The sequence below is a fragment of the Noviherbaspirillum album genome (assembly GCF_035916955.1).
GTDB lineage: Bacteria > Pseudomonadota > Gammaproteobacteria > Burkholderiales > Burkholderiaceae_D > Noviherbaspirillum > Noviherbaspirillum album.
This window is the reverse complement of the sequence record NZ_JAWIIV010000047.1, coordinates 15,886-40,567: the sequence shown is the minus strand read 5'-3', so window position 1 is coordinate 40,567 and position 24,682 is coordinate 15,886. Positions and strand designations below refer to the sequence as shown.

Below are 24,682 nucleotides of genomic sequence, written 5' to 3'. Positions count from 1 at the left end.
CGCAGGTTAACAGCCCTCGCGACCGTTTACAACACCCGAAAAGAAAAATGCCGCTCAGTCTTAACTGAACGGCATTACCTCGTTCCCGAGGCGTTTTTTATTTCTTTCCGATTCAACTTTTTACTTCGACCAAGCCATCCCGGCTTAGCGTGTCACCGGCTTGTAGCGTACGCGCCTGGGCTTGGCGCCTTCTTCCCCGAGGCGTTTCTTCTTGTCGGCTTCGTATTCCTGATAGTTGCCGTCGAAGAAAGTGACCTGCGAATCACCCTCGAACGCAAGGATGTGGGTCGCGATGCGGTCCAGGAACCAGCGGTCGTGGGAAATCACCATCACGCTGCCGGCGAATTCCAGCAGCGCATCTTCCAGCGCGCGCAGGGTTTCCACGTCGAGGTCGTTCGACGGTTCATCGAGCAGCAGCACGTTGCCGCCCATGAGCAGCGTCTTGGCCAGATGCAGGCGGCCGCGTTCGCCGCCCGACAGGTTGCCGACGATCTTCTGCTGGTCGCTGCCCTTGAAGTTGAAGCGGCCGAGATAGGCGCGCGACGGCATTTCAAAGCGGCCGACGGTCAGGATGTCGGCGCCGTTGGAGACGTCTTCCCACACCGATTTCTTGTTGCCCAGGTCCTCGCGCGACTGGTCCACCAGCGACAGCTTGACCGTCGGTCCGATCACCACTTCGCCGCTGTCGGGCTGCTCCTTGCCGGCGATCATCTTGAACAGCGTCGATTTGCCGGCGCCGTTGGGGCCGATGATGCCCACGATCGCGCCCGGGGGAATCCTGAAGCTCAGATTGTCGATCAGCAGGCGGTCGCCGAAGGCCTTGGAAACGTTCTTGAACTCGATCACTTCATTGCCGAGGCGCTCGGCCACCGGGATGAAGATTTCCTGCGTTTCGTTGCGCTTCTGGTATTCGTGTTCCGACAGCTCGTTGAAGCGGGCCAGGCGCGCCTTGCTCTTGGCCTGGCGGCCCTTGGGATTCTGGCGCACCCATTCCAGTTCCTTCTGGATGGTTTTCTGGCGCGCCGATTCGGTCGCTTCTTCCTGCTTCAGCCGGGTTTCCTTCTGTTCCAGCCAGGAGCTGTAGTTGCCTTTCCACGGAATGCCGTGGCCGCGGTCGAGTTCCAGGATCCATTCGGCTGCGTTGTCGAGGAAGTAGCGGTCGTGGGTGATGCCGACCACGGTGCCGGGGAAGCGTTGCAGGAACTGCTCCAGCCAGTCCACCGATTCCGCGTCGAGGTGGTTGGTCGGCTCGTCGAGCAGCAGCATGTCGGGCTTGGACAGCAACAGCTTGCACAGCGCCACGCGGCGCTTTTCGCCGCCGGACAGCACGCCGATCTTTGCATCCCAGGGCGGCAGGCGCAGCGCATCAGCGGCGATTTCCAGCTGCTGGTCGAGATTGCCGCCGCCCGAAGTCGCAATGATCGCTTCCAGGCGCGCCTGCTCGGCGGCGAGCGCGTCGAAATCGGCGTCCGGCTCCGCATAGGCGGCGTAGACCGCATCCAGCTTGGACTGGGCCTCGGCGACTTCGCCCAGGCCGGATTCCACCGCCTGGCGCACCGTCTGTTCCGGGTCGAGCTGGGGTTCCTGCGGCAGGTAGCCGATGTTCAGGCCTGGCATCGGCATGGCATCACCAATGATGTCCTTGTCGATGCCGGCCATGATCTTGAGCAGCGTCGACTTGCCCGAACCGTTCAGGCCGAGCACGCCGATCTTGGCGCCCGGAAAGAAGGACAGGGATATGTCTTTGAGAATCTGGCGCTTGGGCGGGACGATCTTGCCCACCCGGTTCATGGTGTAGACGTATTGAGCCATAGAGGTATTCAGTAGCGGGTCTGCAAAAGAAGAGAGCTGCAAGGATAACCGATGCGCGCGGCAGTTGGAGGCGCACGCAAAATTTCGGTGCCTTTGCAGCGTGGATAAACGCTTTACCGGCACGTTTCTAAAAACCCTGCAGGAAGCATGGTTAATTTGACTTGGGTCAATCAATTTGTTGCTGCTCGTTACTAGACTGGCTGCGTCGTTCCGACATGCAACTTGAAGAGGCATCCCATGAAAAAAACAATTCTGGCCGCCGCGCTGGCGGCTTCGGCTTTTGGCTTGGTTTCTACGCAAGCATCGGCACAGCAGAGTCCCTGGCAGATCAGGGCGCGCGCTGTCCATATCGACACGGCCGGCAAGTCGGCTGCGGGCAGCGGCGCACTGGCCGGATTGCCAGCCGACGCCATTTCTGTCAGCAGCAAGACCATACCCGAAGTCGACATCAGCTATTTCTTCAATCCGAATCTGGCGGCGGAACTGATCCTCACCTATCCGCAAAAGCATGATGTCTCGGTATCCGGTCTCGGCAGGATCGGCAGCTTCAAGCACCTGCCGCCAACCCTGACGCTGCAATACCACTTCACGCCCGCTGCGCAGATAAGTCCCTACGTCGGCGCAGGCGTCAACTACACACGCATTTCGAGCGTCAAGCTGCTCAACGGCACGGCGGACCTGGAAAGCCACAGCTTCGGCCTGGCACTGCAGGCCGGCGTCGACTTCAGGATCGACAAGAACTGGTCCCTCAACTTCGATGTGAAGAAAGTGCAGATCCGCAGCGACGTGCTGGTTGGCGGAACCGCGGTCAGCAAGGTGAAGGTTGACCCGGTGTTGATCGGCGTGGGCCTCGGCTACCGTTTCTGACCGGATAACCGGCGCGGTTTCCCTGGCCCCGGCGTTACTTGCCGGGTGCATTTGGCCGGTCCATGACCGGCCTTTTTATCGAGCGGCCTTGATGCACCTGCACGGCCGCCGCAAAAAGCCCCTTGCAATTGGCATTCCCATATCCTATTGTGCAATGCATCAAAACAAAAAGCAGCGCACAACAACGTGTCACAACAAAACAAGAGCAGTCTTGCCGCACTGACTTTGGCGGCGGTTGGCATCGTCTACGGCGACATCGGCACCAGCCCGCTGTACACGATGAAGGAAGTCTTCTCGAAGGACCATGGCCTGCCGCTCAACCCGGCCAACCTGGTCGGGGTGGTTTCCCTGATCGTCTGGGGCCTCATCCTGATCGTCTCCCTCAAGTACGTCACCCTGATCCTGCGCGCCAATAACCGCGGCGAGGGCGGCATCATGGCGCTGATGGCCCTGGCGCTGTCTTCCGTCAGCAAGACTTCGCGCTTCTACTTCCCGCTGATGCTCATGGGCGTGTTCGGCGCCACGCTGTTCTACGGCGACAGCGTGATCACGCCGGCGATCTCGGTGCTGTCGGCGATCGAGGGGCTGGAAGTCGCCGCGCCCGGCCTCGAACCGTATGTAGTGCCTCTGACGGTGACGGTGCTGATCGCGCTGTATGCATTGCAGTCGCGCGGCACCGCCGGCATCGGCAGATGGTTCGGCCCGATCATGGTGGTCTGGTTCTCAGCGCTGGCCATCATGGGCATCGTCAATATCGTTGCCGCGCCGGCCATTCTCGCCGCGCTCAATCCCTGGCATGCGCTCGCCTTCATCGCCGACAACCGTTTCACCGCCTTTATCGCGCTGGGCGCCGTGGTGCTGGCCTTCACCGGTGCCGAAGCCCTGTATGCCGACATGGGCCACTTCGGCGCCAGGCCGATCCGCATGGCCTGGTTCCTGGTCGCCTTTCCGGCGTTGGCGCTCAATTACCTCGGCCAGGGCGCGCTGCTGCTCACGCATCCCGAGGCAGTCGACAATCCCTTTTACCAGCAGCTCGGCGCATGGAGCATCTACCCGTTGGTGGCGCTGTCGACCATGGCCACTGTCATCGCCTCGCAGGCCACCATCTCCGGCACCTTTTCCATGACCAAGCAGGCCATCGCGCTCGGCTTCCTGCCGCGCATGCGCATCGAACACACTTCGGCTAGCGAGATGGGGCAGATCTACATCCCGATGGTGAACTGGCTGCAGCTTGCCGTCGTGCTGCTGGCGGTGATCGGCTTCGGCTCCTCGTCCAACCTCGCCGCCGCCTACGGCATCGCGGTCACCGCCACCATGCTGGTCACCACGGTGCTGACTTTCTTCGTGATCCGCTTCCGCTGGCACTACCACCTGCTGCTGTGCTTCCTCGCCACCGGCTTCTTCCTGCTGATCGACGTGTCGCTGTTCTCGGCCAATGTGCTGAAGATCCTGCACGGCGGCTGGTTCCCGCTGCTGCTGGGCGCAGTGCTGTTCACGGTGATGCTGACCTGGAAGCGCGGAAAGGAGCTGATCATCGACAGCCTGAAGAAGCACACCATTCCGCTGGAAGTCTTTCTCGAATCGCTGTTCCTCGATCCGCCGATGCGGGTCCCCGGCACCGCGATCTATCTGCGCGGCGAAAACGACGGCGTGCCGCATGCGATGCTGCACAACCTGTCGCACAACAAGGTGCTGCATGAACGGGTGGTATTCCTGACCGTGGTGACCCATGAGGTGCCGTGGGTGGAGGCGGGCGAGCGGGTGCAAGTCCATGCGCTCGGCAACGAGTGCTACCAGCTGAACGTGCACTACGGTTTCAAGGATGTGCCCAACATTCCGCAGGCGCTGGAAGCGGCAAGGGCGTGCGGGCTGGAATTCGAGAGCCTGGAAACCTCGTATTTCATCGCCCGCCAGACCGTGATCCACGGTCCAGGCTCCGGCATGGCGACCTGGCGCGAGCACCTGTTCGTCGGCATGTCGCGCAATGCGCGCGGCGCCGCCGACTACTACCAAGTACCGAGCAACCGCGTGATCGAACTCGGCACGCAGATCACGATTTGAACCAGCAGCACCAGCTGCCGCCGGCTCAGGCCTTGGTCGCCTGGGTAGCGGGCGCCGTCTTCCTACTCCATGCCTGCCACAGGCCTTCGAGCGAATAGACGGCCAGCGCGCCCCAGATCAGAGCGAAGCCCGCGAGGCGCGCGCCGCCGAAGGGTTCGTGATACAGCCAGACGCCGAGAAGCAGCTGTATCGTTGGCCCGATGTACTGCAGCAGTCCGAGCAGCGACAGCGGAATGCGTCGGGCGCCCGAGGCGAACAGCAGCAGCGGCACCGCGGTGATCGGGCCGGCCGCGGCCAGCAGCAATTGGGTCGTGGTCGATGCGCCGGCGAAACTGCTGTGTCCCTGCACCGACAGGAAAACGAGATAACCGAATGCCACCGGGAACAGCACCAGGGTTTCCAGCGCCAGTCCTTCCAGCGCGCCAAGCGAAGCGGTCTTGCGCAGCAGGCCATACAGGCCGAAGGTGGCCGCCAGCATCAGCGCGATCCATGGCAAACTGCCGGCCTGCCAGGTCAGCCAGGCCACGCCGCAGGCGGCCAGCGCCACTGCGCACCATTGCACCGGGCGCAGCCGCTCATGCAGCAGCAGCGAGCCCAGCAGCACGTTGAACAGCGGATTGATGAAATAGCCGAGGCTGGCTTCGACCACGTTGCCGTTGTTGACGGCCCAGATGTAGATGAACCAGTTCCCGCCCAGCAGCACCGCGCTGGCGGTGAATCCGAGCACGACCCTGGGCTTGCGCAGCACTTCGCCCAGCCAGGCCCATTGCTTCTTCCAGCTGAGCACAAGAACGACGAATACCAGCGACCACACCATCCGGTGCAGCAGGATTTCCAGCGGCGGCACTTCCTGCAGCGCCTTGAAGTAAAGCGGGAACACGCCCCACAGCGCATAGGCCGAGGCCGCGTATAGCATTCCAGTATTCATTGCGGATCGATCAGGGATGATGCGGACGAACAAGACGCCAGCGTGGCTGCATTATCCCAGCAATGGTGCGATGCCGTCGGTAGAGCGGTGCAATTGCCGCAAGAATGGACAAGCCGCTTCATGCTGGGCAAATGCACGTGATGTCATGCAGCGGCAAGTAACATCCTGTATCGGAATCGCGGCTCGGGTAAAAGCCTGTAACGGCTTGCCGAAAAATTATTGGCGGACCATACACTGGTTCCCGGTCCGGACGCGTGGCTCCCTCCTTTTCGTCCGGACCGGTCCGCCGGCCGCTCCCTCCCTGGCCAACGGGTCGCTTCGCTCACTTTCATGCAGCGTGCGGAAGTCCTTCCCGCATCGCTGCATATTTTTTGAGCAGCGCATCCTGCTCTTCCCGGACCTTCGCCACCGCCGCTTCCTTCACATGGCCGAAGCCGCGCATTTTTTCCGGCAGCGCCGCGATCTCCACCGCCAGCGGCAGCCGCGCGGCATCCAGGTCGTCCAGCAACGACAGGATCATGTCGCGGTACTCGGTGATCAATTGGCGTTCCATCTTTCGCTCGGCGGTGTGGCCGAACACATCCAGTTTCGTGCCGCGCAGCTTCTTCAGCCTGGCCAGCAGTTTAAAACCCTGCCATACCCAGCTGCCGTACTCGGCCTTCACCAGGTGACCTTTCGCATCCTTCTTCGCCAGCAGGGGCGGCGCGAGATTGAACTTGAGGCTGAAGTCGCCTTCGAACTGCTGCTTCAGCTTCTCGACGAAGCGGCCGTCGGTGTACAGCCGCGCCACCTCGTACTCGTCCTTGTAGGCCATCAGCTTGAAGTAAGACTTCGCCACCGCGCGCGCCAGCTTATCGCCCTGGCCGAACTGTGCCTCGGCTTGCCGCACGCGCTCGACCAGTTCGGCATAGCGCGCCGCATAGGCCGCATCCTGGTAGTCGGTGAGGAAGGCGACATGGCGCTTCATCAGCGTGTTCAGGCTTTGCGGCATCTGCAGCGTCACGGTCTGGGCCGGCACCGCGATGCGCTCCACGCGGGCCAGGTCGACCGCGGCGCGGCGGCCCCAGAGGAAGGCCTTCTTGTTGGCGTCGACGGCCACGCCGTTGAGTTCGATCGCGCGCAGCAGCGCCGCTTCCGACACTGGCAGCGCGCCCTTCTGGTAGGCGAAGCCGAGCATGAACAGGTTGGTGGCGATCGAATCGCCCATGAGCGCCGTCGCCAGCCGGGTTGCATCGATGTAATCGGCGCGGTCGGCCACCGATTCATTGATCAGCGCCTGCACTTCCTCGAACGGGAATTGCCAGTCGGGCTGCTTGGCGAAATGCCCGGTCGGCTGCTGGTGGGTATTCACCACCGCGCGGGTGCGGCCGGCGCGCATCTTGGAGATCGCATCCTGCGCGCCGGCGGTCAGCATGTCGCAGCCCAGCACCAGGTCGGCCTCGCCGGTGGCGATGCGCTGCGCACGCAGCGTGCCCGGCACGTTCGCAATGCGTATGTGCGACGTCACCGAGCCGTTCTTCTGCGACATGCCGGTCATGTCCAGCACCGACACGCCCTTGCCCTCAAGGTGGGCGGCCATGCCGATCAGCGCGCCGATGGTGATCACGCCGGTGCCGCCGATGCCGTTGAGCAGGATGTTGTAGGCCGAGTCGCAGGAAGGCAGCACCGGCTCCGGCAGCGCGCCGAAGTCGTCCTGTTTTGCAGTACCGGTCTTCGACTTCTTCAGCTTGCCGCCTTCGACCGTGACGAAGCTCGGGCAGAAGCCCTTGACGCAGGAATAGTCCTTGTTGCACGACGACTGGTCGATCACCCGCTTGCGGCCGAATTCGGTTTCCAGCGGCAGGATGGAAGTGCAGTTCGACTGCACGCCGCAGTCGCCGCAGCCTTCGCAGACCGCGTCATTGATGAACAGGCGCTTGTCCGGATCGGGAAATTCGCCCTTCTTGCGGCGGCGGCGCTTCTCGGCGGCGCAGGTCTGGTCGTAGATCAGCACCGACACGCCCTCGATCTCGCGCAGTTCGCGCTGCACCGCATCCATGTCCTTCCTGTCATGCAGCGTCACCTGTGCCGGCAAGGTCGAGCGGTCCGCATAGCGCGACAGGTCTTCGGTGACCAGCGCGATGCGCTTCACGCCCTCGGCCGCCATCTGCTGCGCGATCAGCGGCACCGACACCGTGCCGTCGACCGGCTGGCCGCCGGTCATCGCCACCGCATCGTTGTACAGGATCTTGTAGGTCATGTTGACCCTGGCCGCGACGGCGGCACGTATCGCCAGGTAACCCGAATGGAAATAGGTGCCGTCGCCCAGGTTCTGGAACACGTGCGGCACCTTGGAGAAGGCCGCCTGTCCGATCCACGGCGCGCCTTCGCCGCCCATGTGGGTGGTCAGCTTGTTGAATTCCGGGTAGATTGCCGTGGCCATCACGTGGCAGCCGATGCCGGCCAGCGCGAAGCTGCCTTCCGGCACCTTGGTCGAGGTATTGTGCGGGCAGCCCGAGCAGTAGTAGGCCGGGCGCGGCGGCGTATTCACCGCCTTGGTCAGCACCTTGTCCTTGGCTTCGAGGAAAGCCAGGCGCGCCTTGATCAGGTCGTTGGTCTGCGACGGCAATTGCAGGCGCGCGATGCGCTGCGAAATCACGCGGGCGATCTGCGCCACCGAGAAATCGGCTTTCGATGTGAGCAGCCACTCTCCGCGCGGATGCACCCATTCGCCCTTTTCATCGAACTTGCCGATCACGCGCGGGCGCACGTCGTCGCGCCAGTTGTAGAGCTGTTCCTTGAGCTGGTATTCGACGATCTGGCGCTTTTCCTCCACCACCAGGATCTCGTCCAGCCCCTGCGCGAATTCGCGCACGCCGTCCGGCTCCAGCGGCCAGGGCATGGAAACCTTGAACAGGCGGATGCCGATCTCGGCCGCCAGCTGCTCATTGATGCCAAGTTCCTCCAGCGCCTCCAGCACGTCGAGGTAGGACTTGCCGGATGCGATGATGCCCAGCCTGGCCTTCGGGCTGTCGATGGTGGTGTGGTTGAGCTTGTTGGCCCGCGCATAGGCAAGCGCCGCATAGATCTTGTAATCCTGCATCAACGCTTCCTGCTTGCGCGCCTGCACGCCCAGCGTGTCGGTCGACAGGCGCGCATTGAGCCCGCCCTCCGGCATCACGAAGTCGTCGGGATAGGCGATCTGCAGGCGGAACGGATCGGCATCGACCGAGGCCGTCGATTCCACGGTATCGGCCAGCGCCTTGAAGCCGACCGCGCAGCCGGAATAGCGCGACATCGCCCAGGCATGCAGGCCGAGGTCGAGGTATTCCTGCACGTTGCAGGGATACAGCATCGGGATCATGCAGGCGGAAAAGATATGGTCTGACTGGTGCGGCAGGGTGGAAGAATAGGCGCCGTGGTCGTCGCCGGCCACCAGCAGCACGCCGCCGTGCCTGGCGGTGCCGGCATGGTTCATGTGCTTGAAGACGTCGCCGCAGCGGTCCACGCCCGGCCCCTTGCCGTACCACATGGCGAACACGCCATCGTATTTGGCAGGACCGATCAGGTCCACCGTCTGGGTGCCCCAGACGGCGGTCGCCGCCAGGTCTTCATTGACGCCGGGAACGAACTTGATGTGGTTCTCTTCGAGCAGCTTCTGGGTTTTCCAGAGCGTCTCGTCCAGCCCGCCGAGCGGTGAGCCGCGGTAGCCGGAAATGAAGCCCGCGGTGGTCAGTCCGGCCGCCAGGTCGCGCTGGCGCTGCATCAGCGGCAGGCGCACCAGCGCCTGGATGCCGGACAGGAAAATCTTTCCCGAGGTGGAAGTGTACTTGTCGTCGAGCTTGACGGGGGCGAGGGCGGGAGCGCCGCGTTCGGCGTCGCCGGCCTGCCCAGCAGTGGCCACTGCTGTATCGGCTTGCATTGATTCGTCTCCAAAATGGTTATTTCAGATAGCGCCTGGCAAGGTCGTTCGACGGGTAAGACGAAGTCGCTGCCAGACTGCTGCACCGCGGTAGCGGATGGCATTCACCGGTGAGTAAGTACCATGGAGACAAGTGTAGGCGGATTGCCGGCGCGCGGCAAATAGGGAATCGGGATGGGGGTATAAGAAAAAGTGATACCCCGCCTTCAGGCGGATTCAGACTTTGCCAATGACTTGGCTCCAAGCCAGTATCCGCTCACGCACAAACGGCTGGCAACGCTGACCACCAACCGCTGGACGGCATGCCCGGCGTTGGTCAGCGGGATGTTCCTGGAAGAGCACAGGGTGACGGTGCGCGAAATGCTTGCGCCGGTGATCGGATAGGCTGTCATCTGGCCATGCTCGATTTCCGAGAGCAGCGGCGCCACCGGAAGGATGGTCGCGCCGAGATCGGCCAGCAGCGCCGACTTCAGGATCGCCACCGAATTGATGTCGATCACATTGCCGATGGACAGCCCTTCGGCGCGCACGATGTTTTCGATGCGGGGACGAACCCCATGCTGCAGCCCGGGCAGGATCAGCGGCAGTTCGACCGCCCTGGACAGGGGAATGGATTTCTTCTTCGGCGCGAACTGCGATCCGGCGCGGGTGATGAACATCATCTCTTCCTCCACCAGCGGCATGCTCGCGAACGCGCCCAGCTGCCCGTCATCGAACAGCACCGCCAGGTTGATGCGGCCGGATTTCAGCTGCTCGATCAGGGTGCCCGACAATTCCTCGGTCAGCTGCAGCGTGATTTCCGGGTAGGCTTCCCGCACCGCGGTCAGCAGCGGAAGGGCGAGGGCGCTGGATACGCTTTGCGGAATGCCGAGGGCCACTGTGCCGGCCGGCTTGTCGGAAGACTGCGCCACGGCCGACCTAGCATCTTCCACCTGCTTGAGGATGGCCTGCGCATGCTCGTAGAAGGTCTTGCCGGCGTCGGTGGACATCACGCCCTGGGCGGAGCGGTGCAGCAATTGCGCGCCGAGCTCCTCTTCCAGTTGCTGCACCTGCTGCGTCAGCGCCGGCTGCGCGATATGCAGCACGCGCGCCGCGCGCGACAGCGAGCCGTGGTCGACGATGGCGACGAAGTAGCGGAGTTGGCGCAGTTCCATGAACGAATGATAGCCTGACTCATCCCGCCGGCCTGATGGCCTTGCGTTCGATGGAGGACGACAGGATCAGCGAGGTGGACGTGACGCCGCAGCGCGTCAGCTCGACGATCACCTTTTCCAGTTCGCCGACCGAGGCGGCGACGACTTTCACGATGCTGCAGTCGTCGCCGGTGATCGAATGACATTCGACGATCTGCGGCACCTGCGCGGCCACCACTTCCACCGGCGTTTCATGACTGCGCTTGGACACCCGGATGAACGCGGTGATGCCGTAGCCCAGCGCGGCGGGATTTACCCGCGCGTGGTAGCCGCAGATCACGCCCGAGGCTTCCATCCGGCGCACCCTTTCCGCTACTGCCGGCTGGCTCATGTGGATGCGGCGTCCGATTTCCGCGAGGGTCGTGCGCGCATCCGCCTGCAAAATCTCCAGGATCCTGGCGTCCATCGTATCGAATTCAATGTTCATGGAAAATCCGCTTCATTTCGATGAAATCCAAAGTGCAAGGCTGAGATTGCCTTGCATTATCCATTCATTCCGCGCTTTTTGTTAACTACACTGAATCTCCGCAGAATAATGACTTAACAAGGGGAACAACATGAGCTGGGAGTCCTATCTGATTTTCGTCGTGACGACGGCCGTAGTTTGCCTGACGCCGGGACCGGCCGCATTGCTGGTGGTGGCGCAGGGGATGTCCCGGGGCTTTCGGCCGTCCTTCTGGGCGATTGCCGGCATCGCCCTCGGCAACGCGGTGTACTTCGCGCTGTCTGCGACCGGGGTGGCGGCGCTGATCGTCGCCAGCGGGACACTGTTCTCGGTGATCAAGTGGATAGGCGTGGCCTACCTGTTCTATCTCGGCCTGTCCGCACTGCGCAGCAAGGCCAGCGCACTGACCGTCAGCCGCGATGCGCAGCAGACTGCCAGTGGCCCGCGCGCCTTCTGGCAGGCGATGGTGGTGGAACTGTCCAATCCCAAGGCGCTGCTGTATTTCGTCGCGCTGCTGCCCCAGTTCATCGATCCTTCGCGTCCGGTCGGCATGCAGATGCTGATCTTCGGCGCCACCTGCATCGGCCTCGACACCGTCGCCTACAGCTTGTATGCCTGGCTCGGCAGCAAGACGCAGCGCTTCACGGCGAATGAACGCTTCGTCAGGACCAGCAACCGTACGGCCGGCGTGCTGCTGATGCTGGCCGGGGCGATGATGGCGACGGTCAAGCGGGCGGTGTGAGCTATTTTAGTAATACGGTTTGTGCAGCATCTGCGCCCGCATCAATGCCAGAAACGATGCGGTCGCATTCAATCCGGCCCAATAATTCAACACTTGATTGTTGAATAAATGAGACGTTTGAAAATATCACTTTTGCAATTGTTTTAACGGCAATAAAATTGCCTGTTCAACAAGTTCCGGGTTTAATTCCCACGACATCAGGAGCCCATATTGAGCAGCGCAATCTTCAAACGTCCCCTATTTCTTCTGCTTGCCGGCTGCACCGAGACCCTGCAGTTTCCATCCAAGCGGGTCACCGATCTTCCATAAAAAACTTCCCCATGCTGAAACGTATTTGTACTGCCGCATTCTTCATTGTCCTGATTGGATGTTCCAATTCGAAGCAGGCAAATGAGAAAAACTTCAAGAGCGCGATCCAGGCCTACCTCGATACCGTGTATCCGAAGTGTTTCGTCAACGAGAATTTTCCCGCCATCGTCAATTCCGATTTCCTCGGAAGGCGCGCGGCCTTGCGGAGCCTCGCGAAGGCGGGTCTGTTGTCGGAGAAGGAGTTGTCCCGCAAAGAGTACAAGGACTGGAATGGCGTCCTGAATGTCGCCATCAAGTCCGAATACGCGCTGACCGAAACGGGGCGCAAGTTCTATAACCCCGATGCCAGGCAGACGCTAAGCGGCGACCGGGGCGGCTTCTGCATCGGCAAGGCGACGGTCAAGGACATCACCCGTTATACCGAACCCGCCGACATGTTTGGTCACCGCATCACGAAAGTGAACTATACCTACAGCGTCGACAAGCTTCCCGATTGGGCCACACTGCCGGAAGTGACTTCGGGGATACCTGCGCTGAAGGAGGCGGCCGATTCGGCGAACAAGCCGATCAAGGCAATCCATACCCTGGTGCTCACCAATAATGGCTGGGTGCATGAACGCCTGTTCACCGAATGAATTCTTCATTCAGTCTGCAAGGACCTGACTGGACTTGATCCTGCCACTGGAAGCGGCAGGAATCAGAAGAACTCGACCGTCACGTTCGACACTTCCGAATGCAGCTCGCCGCTGCTGACGAGTTCATCATAGAAGCAGACGCGATTGCGGCCGTTGGCCTTGGCATAGTAGAGCGCCTGGTCGGCGTGGCCGAGGATCATTACCGGGGATTCGGTGGAGATGCTGGCGAAGCCTACGCTGACGGTGACGCGCCCGACCTGGGGGAATTCATGCTGTTCCACGTTTGCCCGGAAGCGGTCGAAAATCTTGCGGGCGTCATCCAGCGTGGTGGAACGCAGCAGCACCACGAATTCCTCGCCGCCGAAGCGGAACACCCGGTCTTGCGAGCGGAACGACTGGCGCAGCAGGTTGGCAACCAGGATCAGCACTTCATCGCCGTAGAGGTGGCCGAACTGATCGTTGACGCGCTTGAAGTGATCGATGTCGACCACGGCCAGCCACTGGCCGATCTCGGGCGAGCACTGCAGGCGGCGCTCTTCCTGGTCCTGCGGCGTGGCTTCGGGCACGTTGGCCGCCAGCAGCCTGGAAAATTTCTCGTCGAAGGTCTTGCGGTTGAGCAGGCCGGTCAGCGAGTCGCGCTCGCTGTAATCGAGGATGTTCTGATAATTGCGGTAGACGCACAGGATGCCTTCGATCATGCGCAGCGTATCGCCGCTATACGGCACCGGGTTGATGACCTCAAGGCAGGTGTTGACCTTGTCGTTCAGCCAGACCGGCAGCCACAGCACGTGTTCGCCGCCCGGGCCGGATTCTTCCGTGTGGTTCTTGCGCTGCTTGATGCATTCGACCAGGGACGGATAGTTCGTAATCGGTTCACCGTGATTGTCCGGGCCTTCCTCCTGCGAAACCACCTGGTCGTCCCTGACCCATGCGCGCGGGCGGACGAACAATTCGTCGCGATAGCGGAACAATTCATGAACCCGGACCTGGGACGCGCCGACCAGCTCGCGCAACGCGGAAACGATCGACGTATCGAGCAGCGTGTGGTCGCGTTGGCAGGTGATGTCCACCAGGTGCTTGAGCAGGGCTTGCATCGTCAAGCTCCGAAATCACCGGTGGCGAGGACACGGATCAGGTTCGGCCGGACATGTGCGCGAAAATGGTTCAGCATGAAGCGGATGGTCCTGATTCCTGTGAGCGGTGGCAAAAATGCGGGAAGCGTTCGTCACTCCGCAAGCAAGGGCTTGAACGGGATAAATCGACGGGTTCCTTGATAATTGTTCATACGACCTTGGGGGTATTCTATCCCGAATCGGCCCAAGTGTAGACGCCTGTCGTATTTATGTCATTTGCGTGCCGCCGTCCGATGGCCGCTTGCATGGTCAATATCGACAGGAATGCCAGCAAACTCTGCCGCAAGCGGGCGGGCGGGCACGGGAACTGGTTAAAATAGGGCTGGACATGCCTATTCGGAGTGCCTGCAATGACTATGAAAAATCCTGCCAGCCGACGTTTGCTCGTTGTCGATGACGATCCGCTGATCCTGTCCTTCGTATCCTCGATTCTGCGGCATGCCGGCTATCACACGGTACAAGCCAGCTCGGCCGAAGAGGCGCTGCCGCTCGCGCTGGAGAATCCGCCGGACCTGGCGCTGCTGGACGTGACGATGCCGGGCATGTCCGGCATCGAACTGGCGCAGCGGCTGCAGCAGGAAGGCGCCATCCCGGCCATGTTCCTGTCGGCGCATGGCGAGATGGATGTTGTCAGGGAAGCCACCACCTACGGTGCCGTCGGTTATCTGGTCAAACCGGTCGAGGCCGCGCAGATCGTGCCGGCGGTGGAAGCGGCGCTGGCGCGCGCCGATGACATCCGGCGCCTCAAGCGCAGCGAAATCAATCTTACCGCCGCCCTGGCGGCGGGCCGGGAAACCAGCATGGCCGTCGGCCTGCTGATGGCGCGGTTTCAAACCGACCGGGATACCGCATTCGAAGTGTTGCGCGATCATGCGCGTTCCCATCGCCGCAAGATCAATGAGGTGGCCAATGAATTGCTCAAGGCGGAAGAGACCCTGAATGCCTTTCGCCCGAGTTTTCTGGAACACGGCCGGGCGAAATAAGCTGATGAGCGGACGGAACGAATGAACGAATGAACGAATAGACAACTTCCCGTATTTATAGGAAACAAAAGAAAAGACTGGTTGCAATTGGGCAAGATTTTGCGGTATTGTTCGCTGGTCTTCCGATCGTTTTGCCGGATTCCCACGCAAGAGGAGCCTCATCCCGCTTCCGCGCGCCGGCAAAACGCTCCCTTCAAGGTCGCCTGTTCCCGCGTCCGACAATCGTTACTCGGCCTCGCTTTGCCGATCTGCCACCCAGGCATATTGAATACTTCGAGGCCAGCATGCTCCCATTTCCAGATTTTCGTTCCAACCATCAGTTGACGGTTCGCCACCGCATGGCGGAACTCGAGGCCATCTTCGGCAATGGCGAGTTGGGCGGCCTGTCTTCCAGCCGCTGTCCGGAAGCCTTCATTTACCGCATCGGAAAAAACGAATTCTGGCACGACAGCCGCAGTTTCGGTCCACGCATTACCTATAGCCCGGCCGCTTCCGCTTATCTGGAGGCGCGTTTCGGCATCAGCGACACAATCAGTTTCGCGGAATACATGCGCATCTGGGCGCAGGCATTCTTCAATGCCCGACGCGACCCGGATACCGCCGCCGTCGTGCTGGTGCTGTTTCTTCATGAAAACCTGGCTGCGATGCGTGACCTCTATATCCTCAGCGAGATCGGTTGTCAGCATGCGGGCAGCGAAGATGTTCAGCGCTACCTTGGTGACGACGGCAATGCCGCGCTGCTGAACGGGCCGGAATTTGCGAACTGGGTGCTATGGGCATGGCTGCCTTTTCACCTGCGCGAGGCCTGCGCCAGCAAGCTCGCGCTGGCGGCCTGATCCTTTTGTCTGCACCGCCGGCAAGGCTGGTGCAGCAATACTCCGGCTATCGGAAAACAGGGCCGGCTCGCCGCGCGCCGCCTCCGAACCCGTTGCGTTTTCTCACTTTCTGCTGCATTTCAAGAAACCCGGGGGCGGGCATGTTGTCAGAACGACGTACATATTGCGTCGCTGAAAACCTTAATGAAACTCTTGTTCCAGGAGCCGATTCAAGCCGAGGAGCTCTATCGGCTTATCATCGACAATGCGCTTGATGCGTTCATTGCGATCGATGCGGACAGCTGCATCCTCGACTGGAGTCGCAAGGCCGAGGAAGCCTTTGGCTGGAGCAGGGAAGACGTGCTGGGCAGAAGCCTGACGGACACGATCGTACCCGAGCGCTATGCCGAAGCTCATCACGCCGGCCTGCGCCGCTATCTGGAAACCGGCGAAGCAAAGGTATTCAACAAGCGCATGGAAATGCCGGCCAGGCGCAAGGATGGCAGCGAAATCAACATCGAACTGACCGTGACGGCGATCGCGTCAGCGGATTGCCCGGTGTTTCTCGCCTCGCTCAGGGACATGACGCAGCGCGAGGAACTCGAAAAGGAAATCCATCGCCAGGCCAACATCACGCACTCCATTCTGCACAGCATGGCCGGCGCGGTGGTCGTCGCCGACCTGGAAGAGCGTCTCATCCTGATCAATCCCGCCGCCCAGGACCTGTTCGGGCTCGATCCGTCGGCTGTCGTCGGACATGGCTACATGGGCGCAATCAACCTGTACCGGCCGGACCAGGTGACGTCGTATCTTCCCGAGGAACGGCCGATGCGGCGCGCGCTGCGCGGCGAGCAGATCAATGGCTTCATCGCTTTCGTGCCGACGAACAATGATGGCGGCGGCATCTGGGTCAGCGCCAATGCCAGTCCTCTGCTCGACAATGCCGGCGCTCCGGTGGGCGGCGTGGTGGTCTTCCACGATATCTCGGAACTGCGGCGCCGCGACGAGGAGTCCGTCCGGCAGGCGCGCCTGCTGCAGGAACAGGCCAGCCTGCTCGATCTGGCGCGTGACGCCATTCTCGCCCGCACCACCGATGATGTGATCACTTACTGGAACCGCAGCTCCGAAAAGCTGTACCAGTACAGCCGCGAGGAAGCGCTCGGCAAGGTCAGCCATGAACTGCTGCGCACCCGGTATTCCGTCCCGCTGGAACAGATCCGCGAAACGCTGCGCCGCGAGCATTACTGGGAAGGCGAAGTCATTCATACGACCAGGGACGGGCGGGAGCTGACCATCTTCAGCCAGTGGGCGCTCGAATTCCACGATGGCGAACCTTACCGTTATCTGGAAACCAATGCCGACATCACCCAGCAGGTGGCAACCGAGCGCGCGCTGAAACGGTCGCAGCAGGATTTCCGGATGCTGGTCGAGGCCTCGACCGACCATGCGATCATGATGCTCGACACCGCCGGCCTGATCGTCAGCTGGAACAGCGGCGCCGAGCACATCTTCGGCTACAGCGTGGAGGAAGCGGTCGGGCAGCATGTGGAGCGCCTGTTTACCAGCGAGGACCGCAGCGCCGGCGAGCCCTGGAAAGAACTGGAAGAAGCGAAAAGCCGCGGCCGTTCCGACGATGACCGCTGGCACCTGCGCAAGGACGGCACCCGCTTCTGGTCCACCGGCGCGGTCACGCCGCTGCTGGAAACCGACGGCAGCCTGCGCGGCTTCGTGAAGATCATGCGCGACCATACCTCGCACCGCCTGGCGGAAGAGCAGACCCATTTCCTGGCCAACCATGACGTACTGACCGGCCTGCCCAACCGGGTCTATTTCAGCAACCAGCTGCACCAGTCGATCGCGCTGTCGCAGCGCAATAACTTGCCGATGGCGCTGCTGCTGCTCGATCTCGACCGCTTCAAGCATGTCAACGATACCTTCGGCCATCACACCGGCGACCTGCTGCTCAAGGAAGTGGCGCTGCGCATCCGGTCGTCGCTGCGGGAGACCGATTTCGTCGCCCGGCTCGGCGGCGATGAATTCGTCATCATCCAGACCGACGTCTCGCAGCCGAATGCATCCGAGACGCTGGCCCGCAAGCTGGTGCTCGAACTGGGGCGCCCGTATGAGCTGGAGGGCCAGGAAGTGCTGAGCGGCACCAGCATCGGCTTGTGCATCTATCCGAAGGACGGCAGGAACTCGGTGGAGCTGCTCAAGCGCGCCGACCTTGCCCTGTACCGCGCCAAGAACAGCGGCCGCCACAATTTTCAGTTCTACACGTCCGACCTGTTCTCCGAGCAGACCTGGAAGCGCGACCGCGAAGCCGCCTTGCGCGCAGCCCTGAAGAACCACCAGTTCGAGCTGTACTACCAGCCGCTGATCGACCTGAGCAGCTGGAAGGTTTCCACCGTGGAAGCGTTGCTGCGCTGGAACGCCACCGAGCTGGAAACGGTCCTGCCGAACGACTTCCTGGAAATCGCCGAGCAGAGCGGCCTGATCGTCGATATCGGCGAATGGGCATTGCGCGAAGCCTGCCACCAGGTGCGCCGCTGGCAGGCAAACGGACTTTCCGAACTGCGGCTGTCGGTCAATTGCTCGGCGCGCCAGTTCAGCGATCCGAAATTCGTCACCATGATTCCCTTCGTGCTGGCCGATGCCGGCATCGCACCGTCCAGTTTGGAGCTGGAAGTTCCGGAATCGATGCTGGCCCAGCATCCGGAGATCAAGGAGCAGCTGTCGTACCTGCGCTCGCTGGGCATACGCCTGACCATCGACAACTTCGGCACCGGTGCCACCGCGCTGAGCGATCTCGTCGACTTCGAAATCGATTCCCTCAAGATCGACAAGGCCTTCGTTCGGCACCTGCCGCACCGGCGCGAGGATTCGGCGATCACGTCGGCCATCATCAGCCTGGCGCACAACCTCGGCATCGCCGTCGTCGCCGGCGGCGTGGAAACCGCCGAGCAGCTGGCCTACCTGAAGGCCCGGGATTGCACCAGCGCGCAGGGATTCATCTTCAGCCCGCCCGTGCCGGCCCTGGAATTCGAGGAGTTGATGCAAAACGGCAACTGGTCGCGGATGAACCGGTTTCCCGGAGCCGGCGAGGCGGCTGCAAGCAATCTGCATTGAGCCGCAATCGGCTCCATGCCGCATTCATCGTCACCGTCATCGTCGCGGCTGGCATGCCGCGATCCACTCGCTATACTGTCGGCTCCTTCCACGACCTGATCGCACACGCTCCATGAACCGAAAGCCGACCTTCCTGGCACGCCGCCGCAAGCTGGCGCTCGCGACCCTTTCAGCACTGGCGGCGCCGGCCGCCGGCCTGCTCGCCGCGCCCGCGCAGGCGCAAACTTCCGAATTCAATCCGGGCGCCAAGCCGATCACCCTGATCGTTCCCTTCCCGCCGGGCGGGCCGCTCGATGCGGTCGCCCGCATCGTCGGCGAGGCAGTCCGGCCCACGCTGGGCAATGTCGTGATTGAAAACCGCTCCGGGGCGGGCGGCAACATCGGCATGGATGCGGTCGCCAAGGCGGCGCCGGACGGTCATACCCTGGGCATCGGCGCCTTGTCGACCCATGCCATCAATCCCTGGCTGTATCCGCGCATGCCCTTCGACCCGCTCAAGGACTTCGCGCCCATCACGCTGCTGGCCGACCTGCCCAACGTGCTGGTGCTCAATACCGAGTTCGCCAGCCAGAACAGGATTGCCAATGTCTCCGACCTGATCGGCTATCTCAAGCGCAATCCCGGCAAGATCAACTTCGCCTCCGGCGGCAACGGCAGCGGCGGGCATCTGGCGGCGGAACTGTTCAAGCAGCTCGCTGGCGTATTCATGGTGCATATTCCCTACCGCGGCGCCGCTCCGGCGCAGACCGCCCTGCTGAGCGGCGACGTGCAGCTCATGTTCGACAATCTCGGTTCGGCGGCGCCGCGCATCCGCGAGGGCCGCATCAAGGCGCTCGGGGTGACCACCCTGCGCCGGGCCGCCGCTTATCCCGACCTGCCGACCATCGCCGAAAGCGGCGTGGCCGGCTTCCGGGACTTCGAAATCACGACCTGGTTCGGTATCTTTGCGCCGGCCAGCGTGCCGACGGCGGCCATCGATAGGCTCAACCGGGAGTTCACCGCTGCGCTTCGGTCGGCGGCGGTGCGCGAACGCATGCTGAAGATTGCGGCCGAGCCGGCGCCCACCACCCCGGCGCAGTTCGCGGAACTGGTGCGGCGCGAGAACAGGCGCTACCAGGAAGTCGTCAGGCGCTCCGGCGCCAAACTCGACTGATCCGACCGATTCAGTTAAGCCGCACCACAGCCAACCCTCCATGACCGAACCGGCACACGACTTCGAACTCGGCAGCATTCCCTTCCGCGGACTGGTGGAGCAGGCGCTGGCCGGGGTCTACATCATCCAGGATGAAGTCTTCCAATATGCCAACGCCACCTGGGCGGCGATGACCGGGCATACGCCGGAGCAGTTGATCGGCCAGCCGGTCAGCAGGTTCGTGCCGCCGGAGGATGCGGAGGAAGTCAGCGCCCGCTATCATCGGCGCGTGTCCGGGGTCGAGCCCAGCATGCGCTTCGTGGTGCGCGGATTGCACCGCGACGGCAGCATCGTCTTCATCGACGTGCATGGCATGGCGCTCGACTATCGCGGGCGGCCGGCGGTGGTCGGCGTCGGCATCGAGGTGACCGATCAGCTCGAGCGCAACCGCCAACTGGAGCGCTCGCAACAGCAGTACCGGGAACTGGCGGCCTACCTGATCGCCGTGCGCGAACGCCAGCGTTCCGCCTATGCGCGCGAAGTGCATGACGTGCTGGGCGGCCTGCTGACTTCCATGAAGCTCAATGTCGGCCGCATCCTGCGTCGCGCCGCGCCCGGCGAGATCCGCGAGATTGCCGACGACCTGAACGGCCTGCTGCAGGAAGCGATCAACAGCGTGCGTGAAATCTCCGAGTCGCTGCATCCGCAGGCGCTCGAATATCTGGGGTTGGCGACCGCGATGGCATCCCACCTGGAGCGCTTCGAGAAGCGCTCCGGCATCCACGCCGCCATGTGTCCCAAGGAACTTCCCCTTCCCCTCGACAGCTCCCGCGCCACCATGGTCTACCGCATTTTCCAGGAAGCGCTCACCAATGTCGCGCGCCATGCCCAGGCAACGGAAGTGGAGGTGCGGCTGGCGGTGGAGCAGGGCAGGCTGCATCTGCACATCGAAGACAATGGACGCGGCATGCCGGCGGGCGTGGCCACGGCGCCGGAATCGGCGGCGCACTGCTTCGGCCTGCTGTCGATGAAGGAGCGTGCCCGCGAGCTCGGCGGCGCGCTGGCCATCGAATCCACCGAAGGGCTGGGCACGACCATCATGCTTTGCGTGCCGCTGGACCCGGCGGAGTCCGACGACCAGGGCGAGCATGAGAAGGGGGCTCCGCATGATTAGACTGATGATCATCGACGACCATCCCATGTTCCGCTCCGGCTTGAAGAAGATGCTGCACGACGAACCGGATTTTTGCGTGGTCGACGAGGCGGGAGACTGGGCCGATGGGCTGGCCCGCCTGCGCAGCCATGGCGATCTGGACATCCTGCTGCTGGATATCAACCTGCCGGCGCGCAGCGGTTTCGACCTGCTTGAAACGATACAGGTCGAGGCGCCCGAGTTGAAAGTCATCATGCTCAGCATGTATTCGCAGCAGCAATACGCATTGCGCGCGCTGCGCGCCGGCGCCCATGGCTATGTGGCCAAGGACATGGAAGCTGCCGACCTGATCGGCGCGGTGCGTATGGTGGCCAAGGGGCAGAAATACATGACGCCGGCGGTTACCGAAATGCTGATTTCGTCATTGCACGGCCCCGACGACAATCCCGGCGAACAAAAGAAACTGTCGATCCGCGAATCCCAGATCTTCGACATGCTGGTGCGCGGCGAATCCCTCACCATGATCGCCGCCAAGCTGTCCATCAGCGTCAAGACCGTCAGCACCTACCGCAGCCGCATTCTTGAGAAGCGCGGCGTCAGCACCAATGCCGAGCTGATCCAGTACGCGGTGCGCAACAAGCTCATCGACTGAAGACATCCGGGTGGGTAGGCCGCATTTGATTTGCCGCAATATCCCGCTGCGGCGGGTTGCGTCCGCCTGATCCGCAAGCTCTTCGCTTCTCGCTCCATTTGCAGCATGTAGCCGGACGTTGCATGGAAATCGCAATGCAGCATGTCTTTGCTTCGTGCGACTGTCAGAACTTTCTGACAGCCGCGCCTGCGCTTTCCGACTTGTGTGGCATGGCAAGGCTTCCTATTATTTTTTTCGCCATCCTGCGTCCAATGTGACACTGGATGCGGCGCGTCGATGACGCCTACAACAACAGACAGGAGACACAGATGGTTGACTTCAAGCCGTGGTCGCGGGCCCTTCCCGTGACTGCAATCAGCATGATTCTGGCGGCATGCGGCGGCAGCGGCGGCAATAACGCCGCCGCCCCGGAGATCAAGGTCTTGTCCAGCCGGGCCGACTTCGTCAGCGGCGGCGACGCGCTGGTGGAGATTGGCGTTCCGGCCGGCGTGAATGCGTCGGACATCAAGGTCGACGTCGGCGGCCGCGACGTCAGCAGCGCCTTCGCGCTGCGCAACGGCCGCTATACCGGCCTCGTCACCGGCCTGGCCAACGGCGACAATACGATCACTGCCCAGGGCAGCGGCATTGCGCCAGCCACCCTGAAGGTCACCAACTTCCCGGTCGGCGGACCAATCATCTCCGGGCCGCAGATCCAGCCCTGGGTGTGCGCGACCCCGGCTGCGCAGCCCGAATCCGGTGCCACGCCCTCGACCAACGCCAGCGGCCTGTCGACCACCGCGACCGATGCCCAGTGCAACATCAGGACTGAAGTCGCCTATTTCTACAAGACCACGACCGCCGGTTGCGCCAACGCGCTGCCCGACCCGGCCGCGCCTGCATCCGCGCCGGCCAACGCCTGCTTCAAACCCTACAACCCGGCGGCCGCCGCGCCGGCCGATCTGGCCACCACCACTACCGATACCGGCCTGACGGTGCCCTACATCGTCCGCCGCGAACGCGGCACGCTCAACCGCGGCATCTATGACATCGCGGTACTGGCCGATCCGACCAAGCCCTGGACCGCCGCCGCCCCGCAGGCCACCTGGAACGGCAAGGTGCTGTACCAGTTCGGATCCAGCACCGGCCAGCCGCGCAAGCAGTTCCGCCCGCAAGGCTCCTGGGCCGACGACAAGTCGCTGTCACGCGGTTTCATGGTGGCTCAGAACAGCCTGACCGATTCGCAGTACAACTCGAACCGGGTACTGATGACCGAAACCCTGATGATGATGAAGGAGCGCATCACCGAGAATTTCGGCCCGATCAAGTTCACCATGGGCACAGGCTGCTCGGGCGGCTCGATCAACCAGTACACCGCGTCCTCCATCATGCCGGGCCTGCTCGACGGCATCCAGCCGAGCTGCACCTATCCGGATTCGGAAACCACCACCATGGAAGTCCAGGACTGCGTGATGCTGGTCGAAACTTACCAGCAGCCGGCGTGGCTGGACCTGATGACCGGTTCCGGCTATACCCAGGCGCAGATCAATGCGAAGAAGGCGGCGATCAATGGCCATCTCGACCAGACCGCATGCCATGCCTGGAACAACCTGTTCGGCAACAACGCCAAGCCGGGCAATTTCTTTGCCCGCGTCGTGGCCCCCGCCAACAACGACACCGGCGCCATCACCCAATCGCCGACATCGACCAACAACTGCGGCCTGCCCGCCAGCGTGGTCTACGATCCGGTGACCAATCCGACCGGTCCGCGTTGCGGTGCGCTTGACAGCGCCGTGTCGATCTTCGGCAAGGTGCCGGGCACCAACTTCCCGCGCGACACCCGCGACAACGTCGGCGTGCAGTACGGTTTGCGAGCCTTCGTCAGCGGCGCGATCACGGCGGAGGAGTTCGTCACGCTCAACGAGCAGATCGGCGGCATCACCCGCGATTCGGTCCGCACCACGACCCGCACCGCGGCTGACCCGGAAGGCCTGGAAGTCGCCTACCGCGCCGGCATCGTCAGCAGCGGCAAGCAGCTGGCCAAGACGGCGATCATCGACCTGCGCGGCTGGGATGATTCCATGATCGTTCCGCTGCCCACCGGCGCCGCCGGCTCGGCCGCAGGCCTGACGGGCATTCATCATGTCTGGCGCAGCTTCCAGTTGCGCGACCGCCTCGACAAGGCCAACGGCAACCATGACAACCATGTGATGTGGCGTTTCGGACGCACCGGCTTCGCGCCTTTCCCGGCCATCACGCTGGACTCGTTCCTGACCATGGACAAGTGGCTGACCAATCTGACGGCCGATACCAGCACGCTGCCGATCGAGCAAAAGATCGTGCGCGCCAAGCCGGCCGAGGCACGGGATTTCTGCTACCTCAGCAGCGATGCGACGCAGTCGGTCAAGGTCACCGACCAGGCCGCCTGCAATGCAGATCCCTTCCTGCGCCCGGCCAGCTCGCCGCGCCAGGTTGCGGGCGGACCGCTGTCGGAAGACGTCCTGAAGTGCCAGCTCAAGCCGCTCAATGCCGCCGACTATGCACCGCAGACCCTGAGCGCACCCCAGCTGCAGCGCCTGCAGGCGGTGTTCCCGACCGGCGTCTGCGACTGGAGCAAGCCGGGCGTCGGCCAGCAGGCCGCCGTGTCGCCGCTGAGCTTTGCCGCCGGACCGGGCGGCCAGCCGATTCCGGCAGCACCTGCATCGTCGGGACGCTGAACCGGCTGTTGCTAGGAGCATGAAACATGGTCCGCACCCTGTCCGGGTGCGGACCATTTTGCTATCCTGAGCAGTGCACGCCCGTTTAAATAAAAGAAC

17 protein-coding genes are annotated in these 24,682 nt (G+C 62.5%); 11 read left to right on the top strand and 6 right to left on the bottom strand.

The window, feature by feature from the left end; translation table 11 throughout:
* Window positions 1-144 precede the first annotated feature (144 nt).
* Entirely contained in the window at window positions 145-1,812 is a 1,668-nt protein-coding gene (ettA, locus tag RY831_RS29370) for an energy-dependent translational throttle protein EttA (protein WP_326509886.1), read from the bottom strand.
* A 237-nt stretch (window positions 1,813-2,049) separates the two neighbouring features.
* On the opposite strand from ettA, the gene RY831_RS29365 reads away from it, so the two are divergent.
* Both RY831_RS29365 and RY831_RS29360 read left to right on the top strand, forming a co-directional pair.
* Complete coding sequence (locus tag RY831_RS29365; protein WP_326509885.1) at window positions 2,050-2,679, top strand: OmpW/AlkL family protein; 630 nt, start codon at window positions 2,050-2,052, stop codon at window positions 2,677-2,679.
* Between the two features lie 186 nt (window positions 2,680-2,865).
* Window positions 2,866-4,740 (top strand): potassium transporter Kup, encoded by a 1,875-nt coding sequence (locus RY831_RS29360; RefSeq protein ID WP_326509884.1) that lies wholly within the window; start codon window positions 2,866-2,868, stop codon window positions 4,738-4,740.
* 25 nt (window positions 4,741-4,765) lie between these two features.
* On the opposite strand, the gene rarD is transcribed toward RY831_RS29360, so the two are convergent.
* From rarD to RY831_RS29340, 4 genes are all read right to left on the bottom strand, one after another.
* Complete coding sequence (gene rarD, locus RY831_RS29355) at window positions 4,766-5,668, bottom strand: EamA family transporter RarD (RefSeq protein ID WP_326509883.1); 903 nt, start codon at window positions 5,666-5,668, stop codon at window positions 4,766-4,768.
* Between the two features lie 328 nt (window positions 5,669-5,996).
* On the bottom strand, window positions 5,997-9,569 hold the full coding sequence (locus RY831_RS29350; protein ID WP_326509882.1) for an indolepyruvate ferredoxin oxidoreductase family protein: 3,573 nt from the start codon (window positions 9,567-9,569) through the stop codon (window positions 5,997-5,999).
* Window positions 9,570-9,775: 206 nt separating this feature from the next.
* The gene (locus tag RY831_RS29345) at window positions 9,776-10,723 is read right to left on the bottom strand and encodes a LysR substrate-binding domain-containing protein (protein WP_326509881.1); all 948 of its coding nucleotides are present in this window, start codon (window positions 10,721-10,723) and stop codon (window positions 9,776-9,778) included.
* Window positions 10,724-10,742: 19 nt separating this feature from the next.
* Window positions 10,743-11,189, bottom strand: coding sequence for an Lrp/AsnC family transcriptional regulator (locus RY831_RS29340; RefSeq protein ID WP_326509880.1), 447 nt, complete (start codon window positions 11,187-11,189; stop codon window positions 10,743-10,745).
* A gap of 130 nt (window positions 11,190-11,319) precedes the next feature.
* Here RY831_RS29340 and RY831_RS29335 point away from each other — a divergent pair, with 130 nt between their 5' ends.
* Together RY831_RS29335 and RY831_RS29330 are read left to right on the top strand one after the other, a co-directional pair.
* On the top strand, window positions 11,320-11,949 hold the full coding sequence (locus tag RY831_RS29335) for a LysE family translocator (protein WP_326509879.1): 630 nt from the start codon (window positions 11,320-11,322) through the stop codon (window positions 11,947-11,949).
* 320 nt (window positions 11,950-12,269) lie between these two features.
* The gene (locus RY831_RS29330; RefSeq protein WP_326509878.1) at window positions 12,270-12,893 is read left to right on the top strand and encodes an SEN1982 family lipoprotein; all 624 of its coding nucleotides are present in this window, start codon (window positions 12,270-12,272) and stop codon (window positions 12,891-12,893) included.
* A 62-nt stretch (window positions 12,894-12,955) separates the two neighbouring features.
* Here the strand turns inward: RY831_RS29330 and RY831_RS29325 are convergent, their stop codons facing one another.
* Complete coding sequence (locus tag RY831_RS29325) at window positions 12,956-13,987, bottom strand: GGDEF domain-containing protein (RefSeq protein ID WP_326509877.1); 1,032 nt, start codon at window positions 13,985-13,987, stop codon at window positions 12,956-12,958.
* Between the two features lie 389 nt (window positions 13,988-14,376).
* Between RY831_RS29325 and RY831_RS29320 the strand changes: the two genes are divergently transcribed.
* The 7 genes from RY831_RS29320 (at window position 14,377) to RY831_RS29290 (ending at window position 24,583) form a co-directional block, all read left to right on the top strand.
* Window positions 14,377-15,009 carry an ANTAR domain-containing response regulator gene (locus RY831_RS29320; protein WP_326509876.1) on the top strand — a complete coding sequence of 211 codons (633 nt, stop codon included), beginning with the start codon at window positions 14,377-14,379 and terminating at the stop codon, window positions 15,007-15,009.
* A 284-nt stretch (window positions 15,010-15,293) separates the two neighbouring features.
* Window positions 15,294-15,845 (top strand): hypothetical protein, encoded by a 552-nt coding sequence (locus RY831_RS29315; RefSeq protein WP_326509875.1) that lies wholly within the window; start codon window positions 15,294-15,296, stop codon window positions 15,843-15,845.
* A 183-nt stretch (window positions 15,846-16,028) separates the two neighbouring features.
* Window positions 16,029-18,950: a sensor domain-containing protein gene (locus RY831_RS29310; protein WP_326509874.1), complete on the top strand. Its 2,922-nt coding sequence runs from the start codon at window positions 16,029-16,031 to the stop codon at window positions 18,948-18,950.
* A 112-nt stretch (window positions 18,951-19,062) separates the two neighbouring features.
* Window positions 19,063-20,103 (top strand): Bug family tripartite tricarboxylate transporter substrate binding protein, encoded by a 1,041-nt coding sequence (locus tag RY831_RS29305; protein ID WP_326509873.1) that lies wholly within the window; start codon window positions 19,063-19,065, stop codon window positions 20,101-20,103.
* Between the two features lie 40 nt (window positions 20,104-20,143).
* Window positions 20,144-21,256 (top strand): PAS domain-containing sensor histidine kinase, encoded by a 1,113-nt coding sequence (locus RY831_RS29300; RefSeq protein ID WP_326509872.1) that lies wholly within the window; start codon window positions 20,144-20,146, stop codon window positions 21,254-21,256.
* The gene (locus tag RY831_RS29295) at window positions 21,249-21,887 is read left to right on the top strand and encodes a response regulator (protein WP_326509871.1); all 639 of its coding nucleotides are present in this window, start codon (window positions 21,249-21,251) and stop codon (window positions 21,885-21,887) included. The genes RY831_RS29300 and RY831_RS29295 overlap by 8 nt, the downstream gene beginning before the upstream one ends.
* 308 nt (window positions 21,888-22,195) lie before the next feature.
* Window positions 22,196-24,583, top strand: coding sequence for a DUF6351 family protein (locus tag RY831_RS29290; protein ID WP_326509870.1), 2,388 nt, complete (start codon window positions 22,196-22,198; stop codon window positions 24,581-24,583).
* Window positions 24,584-24,682 lie beyond the last annotated feature (99 nt).